The organism is Mycolicibacter sinensis, assembly GCF_001673565.1.
GTDB lineage: Bacteria > Actinomycetota > Actinomycetes > Mycobacteriales > Mycobacteriaceae > Mycobacterium > Mycobacterium sinense_C.
On the sequence record NZ_LZMF01000061.1, the window covers coordinates 18,143 to 28,152 of the forward strand.

General features: G+C 68.0%; 8 protein-coding genes and 2 pseudogenes. 3 read left to right on the plus strand and 7 right to left on the minus strand.

Going from position 1 to position 10,010, the window contains the following annotated elements:
* The first annotated feature begins 49 nt into the window (after window positions 1–49).
* Window positions 50–676 carry a TetR/AcrR family transcriptional regulator gene (locus tag A5648_RS10025; protein ID WP_065024401.1) on the plus strand — a complete coding sequence of 209 codons (627 nt, stop codon included), beginning with the start codon at window positions 50–52 and terminating at the stop codon, window positions 674–676.
* Here the strand turns inward: A5648_RS10025 and A5648_RS10030 are convergent.
* Both A5648_RS10030 and A5648_RS10035 read right to left on the minus strand, forming a co-directional pair.
* Window positions 673–1,515, minus strand: coding sequence for a MaoC/PaaZ C-terminal domain-containing protein (locus tag A5648_RS10030; protein ID WP_065024402.1), 843 nt, complete (start codon window positions 1,513–1,515; stop codon window positions 673–675). The two genes, A5648_RS10025 and A5648_RS10030, sit on opposite strands and share 4 nt — an antisense overlap.
* A gap of 5 nt (window positions 1,516–1,520) precedes the next feature.
* A complete protein-coding gene (locus A5648_RS10035; RefSeq protein ID WP_065024403.1) occupies window positions 1,521–2,885 on the minus strand; it encodes a 3-oxoacyl-ACP reductase in 1,365 nt (454 codons plus the stop codon).
* Window positions 2,886–2,994: 109 nt separating this feature from the next.
* Between A5648_RS10035 and A5648_RS10040 the strand changes: the two genes are divergently transcribed.
* Entirely contained in the window at window positions 2,995–4,359 is a 1,365-nt protein-coding gene (locus A5648_RS10040; protein ID WP_109470745.1) for an acetyl-CoA C-acetyltransferase, read from the plus strand.
* A 172-nt stretch (window positions 4,360–4,531) separates the two neighbouring features.
* Here the strand turns inward: A5648_RS10040 and A5648_RS10045 are convergent, their stop codons facing one another.
* The 3 genes from A5648_RS10045 to A5648_RS10055 all read right to left on the minus strand — a co-directional run bounded on the left by A5648_RS10045 (window position 4,532) and on the right by A5648_RS10055 (window position 8,225).
* Window positions 4,532–5,245, minus strand: coding sequence for a DJ-1/PfpI family protein (locus A5648_RS10045; protein ID WP_065024404.1), 714 nt, complete (start codon window positions 5,243–5,245; stop codon window positions 4,532–4,534).
* Window positions 5,246–5,262: 17 nt separating this feature from the next.
* Window positions 5,263–6,231, minus strand: a complete 969-nt coding sequence (locus A5648_RS10050) for a GlxA family transcriptional regulator (RefSeq protein ID WP_065024405.1) — start codon at window positions 6,229–6,231, stop codon at window positions 5,263–5,265.
* A 158-nt stretch (window positions 6,232–6,389) separates the two neighbouring features.
* A complete protein-coding gene (locus A5648_RS10055; RefSeq protein WP_065024406.1) occupies window positions 6,390–8,225 on the minus strand; it encodes an acyl-CoA dehydrogenase in 1,836 nt (611 codons plus the stop codon).
* Between the two features lie 245 nt (window positions 8,226–8,470).
* Here A5648_RS10055 and A5648_RS10060 point away from each other — a divergent pair, with 245 nt between their 5' ends.
* Window positions 8,471–8,968: a flavin reductase family protein gene (locus A5648_RS10060; protein ID WP_065024407.1), complete on the plus strand. Its 498-nt coding sequence runs from the start codon at window positions 8,471–8,473 to the stop codon at window positions 8,966–8,968.
* 5 nt (window positions 8,969–8,973) lie between these two features.
* On the opposite strand, the pseudogene A5648_RS10065 reads toward A5648_RS10060, so the two are convergent.
* Window positions 8,974–9,483, minus strand: a pseudogene (locus A5648_RS10065) (HNH endonuclease signature motif containing protein); the annotation flags it as partial.
* 303 nt (window positions 9,484–9,786) lie between these two features.
* A pseudogene (locus A5648_RS22715) lies at window positions 9,787–9,933 on the minus strand (IS110 family transposase); the annotation flags it as partial.
* Between the last annotated feature and the right edge of the window lie 77 nt (window positions 9,934–10,010).

Genomic DNA, 10,010 nt, shown 5'->3' on the forward strand with positions numbered 1-10,010 from the left:
TCTTCGGTAAGATCGTCCGGCAGGCAGAACGCGGAAGGACCCGGAGTCGATGGCAGCGGGCAGCAAGCGGTTACCCAGGGCCGTACGTGAACAGCAGATGCTCGACGCCGCCGTGCAGATGTTCTCGATCAACGGCTACCACGAGACCTCGATGGACTCGATCGCGGCGGCCGCGCAGATCTCCAAGCCGATGCTGTATCTGTACTACGGCTCCAAAGAGGAGCTGTTCGGAGCCTGTCTGGACCGCGAGCTGCAGCGCTTCGTCGAGGCGGTGCGCACCGCCATCGACTTCCAGCAACCCCCGAAAGACCTGCTGCGGAACGCGGTTCGGTCGTTCCTGCACTACATCGACGCCAACCGGGCGTCCTGGATCGTGATGTATGCCCAGGCCACCAGTTCGCAGGCGTTCGCTCATACCGTGCGCGAGGGCCGCGAGCGGATCGTTGAGCTGGTCGGCCGGCTGTTGCGCGCCGGCACCCGTAACCCCGAGCCCGGCGTCGACTTCGAGCTGATGGCGGTGGCGCTGGTGGGCGCCGGCGAGGCGATCGCGAGCCGGGTCAGCACCGGCGACACCGACGTCGATGAGGCGGGCCAGCTGATGATCGACCTGTTCTGGCGTGGCCTCAAGGAAGCCCCGGGCGGGCGCGACGGAGCCGAGAGCGCCGCTGCCGGCTAGATCGCCCGCACCGCGCCGGTCAGATACGGATAGCCCTTGGCGACGTTGCGCAGCGCAAGGTCCCAGCCGCCCTCGACCCGGTCGACATAGAGGCCCGGGCTGGCCGGCAGCAGCATCGGCTTGCCGAACTTCACCGCGTACTCCACCGCGTCCGGCAGGGCCCCTTCGATGTTGGCCAGAACCGCTGCCGCCGAGAACATCCCGTGGGCGATCGCGGTCGGGAAGCCGAACAGCTTGGCGCCGATCGAACTGGTGTGGATCGGGTTGTGGTCGCCACCGGCCGAGGCGTAGCGCCGGATCTGCCCCGGCGTGACCCGCAGCACCGCATTGGGCGGTCCCAACTTGGGCTGTTTGGCCGGGGGCGGCTTCGGCTCGTCGGACAGGCTGGTGCGCTGCTGGTGCAGGAACGTCGTCACCTGATGCCAGGCCGGGTCGTTGCCGACGTTGATGTCGGTGACGATGTCGACCAGCAGACCCTTGCGATGCTCGCGCAGGTTCTCCGCGTGCACGCTGACCCCGACGGTGTCGGTGACTGCGATCGGGCGGTGTTGGACGATTCGGTTCTCGGTGTGCACCGAACCCATTGCGGCGAACGGGAAATCGAATCCGGTCGCCAGCTCCATCACCGTCGGGAACGTCAGGGCGAACGGGTAGGTCAGCGGCACCTGATCGCCGTAACGCAACCCGGTGACCGCGGCGTACTCGGCGACGTGGCCCGAATCGATGGCCAGCTCGTCGACCCGCAGCGTGCGGTCCGGCACGGTGCCGGCGCGCGACACGAATGGCAGCGCCCCGGCGACCGCCCGCAACATGTTCTTGGTGCCACTTGGTTGAGTCATGTCGACTATGCCCCCAGCATGGCCTGGCCGCAGACCCGGATCGTGTTGCCGGTCACCGCATTCGACGCCGGGCTGGCGAAGTAGCCGATCAGCTCGGCGACGTCGACGGGCTGGCCGCCCTGGAACAGCGAGTTGAGCCGGCGGCCGACCTCGCGGGTGGCCAGCGGGATCGCCGCGGTCATCTCGGTCTCGATGAAGCCGGGAGCGACGGCGTTGATCGTGATGCCCTTGGGCGCCAGCACCGGCGCCAGCGCGTCGGTCAGCCCGATCATCCCGGCTTTGGTGGCCGCGTAGTTGGTCTGGCCGCGGTTGCCGGCGATGCCGGCCATCGACGACAGGCCGATCACCCGGCCGCCCTCACCGATGCTGCCATTGGCCACCAGGCCCTCGGTAAGCCGTTGCGGGGCAAGCAGGTTGACCGCCAGCACCGCGTTCCACCGGGCGTCGTCCATGTTGGCCAGCAGCTTGTCGCGGGTGATGCCGGCGTTGTTGACCAGCACGTCGGCCTTGCCGCCATGGTGCTCTTTGAGGTGCGCGGTGATCTGATCGACCGCGTCGTCGGCGGTGACATCCAGGGCCAGCGCGGTGCCGTCCACCCGGGCGGCCGTCTTCTCCAGCGCTTCGGCGGCCTGCGGCACGTCGATCGCCACCACCTTGGCACCGTCGCGGGCGAACACCTCGGCGATGGTGGCCCCGATACCGCGCGCGGCACCGGTGATGATGGCCACCTTTCCCTCCAGTGGGCGGTCCCAGTCGGCGGGCGCGGTGGCGTCGTCGGCGCCGACGTAGAACACCTGCCCGTCGACGTAAGCCGAGCGGGCCGAGAGGATGAACCGCATCGTCGATTCCAGGCCGGTGGCGCCGGGTTTGGCGTCCGGCGACAGGTACACCAGCTGCGCGGTGGCGCCGCGCTGCAGTTCCTTGCCCAGCGAGCGGGTGAAGCCCTCCAGCGCGCGCTGAGCGATCCGCTCGTCGGCGCTGCCGGTCGCATCCGGGGTGGTGCCGACCACGACGAGCCGGCCGCAACGGCCCACGTTGCGCAGCAGCGGCGTGAAAAACTCGTGCAGCGCGGTCAGCCCGGCCGGTGACGTGATGCCCGTGGCATCGAAGACCAGCCCGCCGAACGAGTCGGCCCAGCGGCCGCCGAGGTTGTTGCCGACGACTTCGTAGTCGTCGGCGAGTGCGGCGCGCAGCGGTTCTGCGACCCGGCCGTCTCCGCCGATCAGCAGCGGTCCGGCCAGCGGCGGCTCGCCGACCCGGTAGCGGCGCAGCGTCTCGGCCTGGGGGACGCCGAGTTGCTTGGCCAGGAACGATCCTGGGCCGGAGTTCATGATCTGGGACAACATGTCCGAGGGAAGCTTGGGAGCCACTTAGCTGCCTTCCGTGTGGGGACGTGTGCCTGGTGCAGGCGACGGTGTCGACAACGAACTTACTCCAGAGTAAGAATACTGGGTAGTATCACGTCCAATCGCCCCGGCAATGCGGGGCGCCCCAGTAGACGGAGAGATCGTGGCATCTGGATCTGCTGCTAAGTCCACACCCGCCGACACCGGCGCGCGACGTCGCGTCGCCGTCCTCGGTGGCAACCGCATTCCGTTCGCACGGTCCGACGGCGCCTACGCCAGCGCGTCCAACCAGGACATGTTCACCGCGGCGCTCGGCGGCCTGGTCGACCGGTTCGGGCTGGCCGGCGAGAAGCTGGACGCGGTGATCGGCGGCGCGGTGCTCAAGCACAGTCGCGACTTCAACCTGATCCGGGAATGCGTGCTCGGCTCGGCGCTGTCGCCTTACACGCCCGCCTTCGACCTACAGCAGGCCTGCGGCACCGGCCTGCAGGCGGCGATCTGCGCAGCCGACGGTATCGCCGCCGGTCGCTACGAGGTGGCCGCTGCGGGCGGGGTGGACACCACCTCCGACGCGCCCCTGGAGGTCGGCAACGAACTGCGTCGCACCCTGCTGGCATTGCGTCGGTCCAAGTCGAACATGCAGCGCCTCAAGCTGGTCGGCAAGCTGCCGGCCACCCTGGGCGTGGAGATCCCGGCCAACAAAGAGAACCGCACCGGGCTGTCCATGGGCGAGCACCAGGCGATCACCACCAAGAAGATGGGGATCAAGCGGGTCGACCAGGACCAGCTGGCCGCCGCCAGCCACCGCAACATGGCCGCCGCCTACGATCGCGGCTTCTTCGACGACCTGGTCACCCCGTTCCAGGGCCTCTACCGCGACAACAACCTGCGGCCCGAGTCGAGCCCGGAGAAGCTGGCCACCCTCAAACCGGTGTTCGGAGCCAAGGCCGGCGACGCCACCATGACCGCAGGCAACTCCACGCCGCTGACCGACGGCGCGTCGGTGGCACTGCTGGCCAGCGAGGAGTGGGCGGCCGCGCGCAAGCTGACCCCGCTGGCCTACTTCGTCGACTCCGAGACCGCCGCCGTCGACTATGTCAACGGACCCGATGGGCTGCTGATGGCCCCGACCTACGCGGTGCCGCGGTTGTTGGCCCGCAACGGTCTGGCCCTGCAGGACTTCGACTTCTATGAGATCCACGAGGCATTCGCCTCGACGGTGCTGTGCCACCTGGCGGCGTGGGAGTCCGAGGAATACTGCAAGGAGCGACTGGGACTCGATGCCGCGCTGGGCGCCATCGACCGATCCAAGCTCAACGTCAACGGCTCGTCGCTGGCCTCCGGGCACCCGTTCGCGGCCACCGGCGGGCGGATCGTGGCGCAGGCGGCCAAGCAGATCGCCGAAGCCAAGGCCGCCAAGAAGAACAAGCCGGTGCGTGCGCTGATCTCGATCTGCGCCGCCGGCGGCCAAGGCGTGGCCGCAATCCTGGAGGCATAGCGCGGGTCCGCGGGACGGGCCGTCGATAACCACGTTTGTGTCGGGCCACCCCGGGGTAGTCCACAGCACGGCGCGCTCCGTGTGGTCGTCTGCCCCCAGCGTTAGCGCGGAGCAGCCTGGGTTTGGCTCGCCGCTGGACTGAGGGGATCCAGCGGCGGCCAACCTCTTTCGGTTAACCCCGTCGGCGTCGAGCCGCTCCGATCGCGGCGTCCCACAGCAGCAATGCGGAGGCCTTCAACTGCGCCGGCCTGGCCAGATCCCGGGCCATCAACGCGGTAGCCGCCGTCTTGGTCTTCACCGACGCCTTGGACAGGTGACCGGAGTCGAACGGCGGCTGCGGGTCGTATTCCATTGATAACTGGATGACCTTCGCGCGGTCCTCGCCACCGATCCGCCCGGCCAGCCACAACCCGAGGTCGATGCCGGCCGAGACCCCGGCGCAGGTGACGATGTCACCGGAGTGCACGATGCGTTCGTCACCGACCGGGGTGACGCCGAACGCCTTCAGTGCGGGAAGCGCCAGCCAATGTGAGGTGGCCCGTTTACCGGCCAGCAGCCCGGCGGCGGCCAGGATGATCGACCCCGAGCACACCGACGCCGTCCAGCTCGCCGTCGCATGGGCTTGCCGCACCCACGCCAACAGTTTCTCGTCGCGGGCGTGCTCGGTCGTGGTCATGCCGCCGGGCACCACAATGACATCGGGAGAAGGGATTTCGTCGAATGAGTGGGTGGCTCCGACGATGAGCACACCGGAATCGGCGGTGATCGGGCCGGGCTCATGCCAGACGAACCGCACCTGGGCGTCGGGCAGCCAGCGCAGCACCTCGTAGGGGCCGATGAAATCCAGGGCGGTGAAGCCGGGATAGAGCACGATCGCGATTTGCATGGGTTGTCCTTCCGGTGTCAGGCGAACGTCTTGCGGTAGTGGTCGGGGGAGATGCCGAGCCGACGGATAAAGGTGCGGCGCAACGTTTCCGCGGTGCCGAAGCCGCAGCGGCCGGCGATCGCGACGACGGTGTCGTCGGTCTCCTCGAGCTGTCGGCGCGCCGCCTCGGTACGCACCCGCTCCACGTAGGCGCCCGGCGCGAGCCCGACCTCGTCGGTGAAAACCCGGGTGAAGTGCCGAGGACTCATCGCGGCGTGGGCGGCCAGGTCGGAGATCCGGTGCGGGCCAGCGGGTTCGGATTCGATCAGTTGTTGCACGTCGCGGATCGGCGCGCGGCGCGCCCTCGGCAGCCAGACCGGGGCCGCGAATTGGGTCTGCCCGCCCGGCCGTCGCAGGTACAGCACCAGCCAGCGGGCCACGGTCTGGGCCACCTCGGTGCCGTGATCGTCTTCGACCAGTGCCAGTGCCAGGTCGATCCCGGAGGTGACACCCGCGGCGGTCCACACCGATTCCGAGCTCCGCAGGAAGATCGGCTCCGGGTCGACGCTGACCGCCGGGAACTCCCGGGCCAGCGCGTCGGCGAACGCCCAGTGCGTGGTGGCTCGGCACCCGTCGAGCAGCCCCGCCGATGCGGCCAGAAAAGCCCCGGTGCACACACTGATCACTCGTCGGCTGTGCGCCGAGGCGATACGGATCCACTCCAGAACCTGCGGGTCGGCCCGAGCTGCATCCACACCGCTGCCGCCGGGCAGCACCACCGCGTCGACGGCATCGGTGGGGTCGGGCAGTGCGCTCGTCGCCAGTGCCAGTCCGCTGCTGGTGGCGATCGGCTCGCCCCCGGCGCTGGCCACCGTGACCTCGTACCCGTCGTCGCCGCGGCCGGCGCCCAGCAGGGCCAGCGATGCCCCGGCGAACACCTCCGACGGCCCGAACACATCCAGCGCTTGGATGCCGGGATAGCCCACGATGATGACCTTGTGTGTCACGCCCCCAGTGTCAGCCGCCGAACCCGGTGGCGTCTACGCCATACATCCCACTAATCAGGACACGCATCCTTTTGCCGGGTGCGACCCAGCCCGCCAATGGCAACAGGCCCCCGGGGGATCGCCCCGGAGGCCTGCGCGGTCTGTGGTGTTGTCAGCGCTTAGAAAGCCGCTTCGTCGAGCTCCATGATGTCGTTGTCGATGGCGTCGATCACCGAGCGGGTGCTGGTCAGCAGCGGCAGGAAGTTCTTGGTGAAGAACGACGCCACCGCGATCTTGCCTTCGTAGAAGGCCCGGTCAGCACCCTCGACACCGGCGTCGAGCTTCTCCACGGCCACCGCGGCCTGGCGGGCCAGCAGCCAGCCGATCACCAGGTCACCAACGCTCATCAGGAAGCGCACCGACCCCAGGCCCACCTTGTAGATGCTGGAGATGTCCTCCTGCGCGGCCATCAGGTAGCCGGTCAGCGTCGCCGCCATGCCCTGCACGTCGGCCAGCGCGGTGGCCAGCAGCTCCCGCTCCGCCTTGAGCCGGCCGTTGCCGGACTCGTTGGCGATGAACGCCTCGATCTCGCCCGCGACGTGGGCCAGCGCCTGGCCCTTGTCCCGGATGATCTTGCGGAAGAAGAAGTCCTGCGCCTGAATCGCGGTGGTGCCCTCGTAGAGCGAGTCGATCTTGGCGTCGCGGATGTACTGCTCGATCGGGTAGTCCTGCAGGAAGCCCGAGCCGCCCAGGGTCTGCAGGCTCTCGGTGAGCTTGGCGTACGCCTGCTCGGAGCCGACGCCCTTGACGATCGGCAGCATCAGGTCGTTGACCTTGACCGCCAGCTCGGCGTCCACCCCGTGCAGGGCCTCGGCCACCGCGGCGTCCTGGTAGCTGGCGGTGTAGATGTACAGCGCCCGCAATCCCTCGGCGTAGGCCTTCTGGGTCATCAGCGACCGGCGGACGTCCGGGTGGTGGGTGATCGTCACCCGCGGTGCGGCCTTGTCGGTCATCTGGGTCAGGTCGGCGCCCTGCACCCGCTCCTTGGCGTACTCCAGGGCGTTGAGGTAACCGGTGGACAGGGTGGCGATGGCCTTGGTGCCCACCATCATCCGGGCCTGCTCGATCACGTCGAACATCTGCGCGATGCCGTTGTGCACCTCGCCGACCAGCCAGCCCTTGGCCGGCACCCCGTGCTGGCCGAAGGTGAGCTCACAGGTGGCCGAAACCTTCAGGCCCATCTTGTGCTCGACGTTGGTGACGAACACGCCGTTGCGCTCGCCGAGCTCGCCGGTCTCGAAGTCGAACAGGAACTTCGGCACGAAGAACAGGGACAGGCCCTTGGTGCCCGGCTTGGCGCCCTCGGGGCGGGCCAGCACCAGGTGGAAGATGTTCTCGAACAGGTCGTCGGAGTCAGCAGAGGTGATGAACCGCTTGACGCCGTCGATGTGCCAGGAGCCGTCCTCCTGCTGGACGGCCTTGGTGCGGCCGGCGCCCACGTCCGAGCCGGCGTCCGGCTCGGTGAGCACCATGGTCGAGCCCCAGCCGCGCTCGGCGGCGATGACGGCCCACTTCTTCTGCTCTTCGGTGGCCACGTGGTAGAAGATGTTGGCGAAACCGGTGCCGCCGGCGTACATCCACACCGCCGGGTTGGCGCCGAGGATGTGCTCGTGCAAGGCCCACATCAGCGCCTTGGGCATCGGCATGCCGCCGAGCTCGTCGACGACGCCGACCTTGTCCCAGCCGCCTTCCAAGGTGGCGCGCACCGACTTCTTAAACGACTCGGGAAGGGTCACCGTGTGGGTGGCCGGGTCGAACACCGGCGGGTTGCGGTCGCCCTCGACGAACGAGTCAGCAATCGGGCCTTCGGCCAGGCGGACCAACTCGCCGAGCATCTCGGTAGCGGTGTCGACGTCCAGGTCGGAGTATTCGCCCTGGCCGAAGACCTGGTCCAGGCCGAATACCTCGAACAGGTTGAAGAGCTGGTCACGGACATTGCTCTTGTAGTGGCTCACTACTTCCTCCTCATGGAATGCCACCTGTGGTTGGGTACTAGGCTTAAGTTACCCACCAGTAACGTGCCCTGAAATATACCCCCTGGCGGCCACAGTGCAAGCCAGTGTGAGCTACATCGTCAAAGCTAACTAACCAACCAGTTGGTCTCCCCAGGTCAGCGGCGGGAACGCACCGCTCCCCCCAGGTGGCGGCGCGGCGGGTAGGGTTCTTCAGCGACCCGATCCGACGAGGTGAACGAGTTCCGGTGAATGCCCACGTAAGTTCCGCGAGCAATCTGAGCCCATCGTCGCTGCGGGAGGCGTTCGGCCATTTCCCGTCCGGCGTGGTGGCTGTTGCGGCCGAGGTCGACGGCGTCCGGGTCGGGCTGGCGGCCAGCACCTTCGTGCCGGTGTCGCTGGAGCCGCCGCTGGTGTCGTTCTGCGTGCAGAACACCTCCACGACCTGGCCCAAGCTCAAGGACTCGCCCCGGCTGGGCATCAGCGTGCTCGGCGAGGCTCATGACATCGCCGCGCGCACCCTGGCCGCCAAGACCGGTGACCGCTTCGCCGGGCTGGAGACGGTGACCAACGACGGTGCGGTGTTCATCAAGGGCACCGGGGTGTGGCTGGGCAGCTCAGTTGAGCAGTTGGTTCCCGCCGGGGACCACACCATCGTGGTGCTGCGGGTCTGCGACGTGACGGTGGATCCCGAGGTCGCGCCTATCGTGTTCCACCGCAGTGGGTTTCGCCGGCTCGGAGGCTAGACCACTTAGAACGGTGGGGGATCGTCACCGCCGGTGCCGGGTGTTATGTGGGGGAACAGGGCGGCGTGGCGGGCGGTTCGGCGGGCTTCGCGGGCTTTCCGGTTCTGGTTGCGTTCGGTGTTGATGCGGGCCGCCCGGTTCTGGGCGCGGGTGCGCCGGCGCCGCGGCATCATGGCGGTGCGCTGCCCGCACGGGGCCTCGGGTTCCCGGTCAGAGCGTGCCAGCTCTCCGGTGGGCGCACATAGGTGGGGAAACAGCAGTGCACTGCCCGGGGTGGTGACATAGGTCTGCCCCGACGGTGCGGTCAAGATGAGCGTGCCATCGGGCAGCTGGGCATCGCGCCAGCCCCAGAATGTTTTGACCAGGTGGTGGGTGCGGCAGTAACACTTCAGGTTCGAGGCGTGGGTGGGGCCGCCGTCGGCGTAAGGGATGGTGTGGTCGATGTCGCAGTCCAGGGCGGGGCGGTCGCAGCCGGGCCAGCGACAGGTCAGATCCCGGGCGCGCACGAACGCCGCTGATATGGGGGACATCTTGTCAAGTGGGCAGGGGGAAGCGGCGGCCGCAACCGTCGCTGCGGCCGCCGCTTTGTTGACCAAATGGGTCAGGTTGTGGGTGTCGAGCGTGTCGTATCGACGCGTGTCAGTCTGATATACGCGGGTTGGCTACCGCAGGACGGGACTTTCGAGTCGGAGCGGACCGCTTGTCTAAAGTCGAGCATGATCCGTTGCGGTGCAACGTTATCGCTCATAGCGGCGACGCGGGTCACTCCAAGACGCTTGCCGACACCCGGTTGACTCATCTGGACATTTGTGGGGCGCTCAGTCGTCGAGGACGGCCAGCGACCAACACCATCCGGCCAGCTCACGTGCGATCGCAGCGTTGGCGACCACCGAACGTTTCTTGCGCTCATCAAAGCGCACCCAGCGTTCATGCAGGCGCCGGTTACCGGCCTGACCACGTGCCCGGAGCCTGTCACGAATTCTGTGTAAGTCAGAGATGATTTGACTACGAGTTGTAGTCTAGCACAACGGGATTCGACCGG

Coding starts and splice junctions, on each gene's coding strand:
- A5648_RS10025 (WP_065024401.1), top strand. CDS start 50: ATGGCAGCGGGCAGCAAGCGGTTACCCAGGGCCGTACGTGAACAGCAG.
- A5648_RS10030 (WP_065024402.1), bottom strand. CDS start 1,515: ATGACTCAACCAAGTGGCACCAAGAACATGTTGCGGGCGGTCGCCGGG.
- A5648_RS10040 (WP_109470745.1), top strand. CDS start 2,995: ATGCGGGGCGCCCCAGTAGACGGAGAGATCGTGGCATCTGGATCTGCT.
- A5648_RS10045 (WP_065024404.1), bottom strand. CDS start 5,245: ATGCAAATCGCGATCGTGCTCTATCCCGGCTTCACCGCCCTGGATTTC.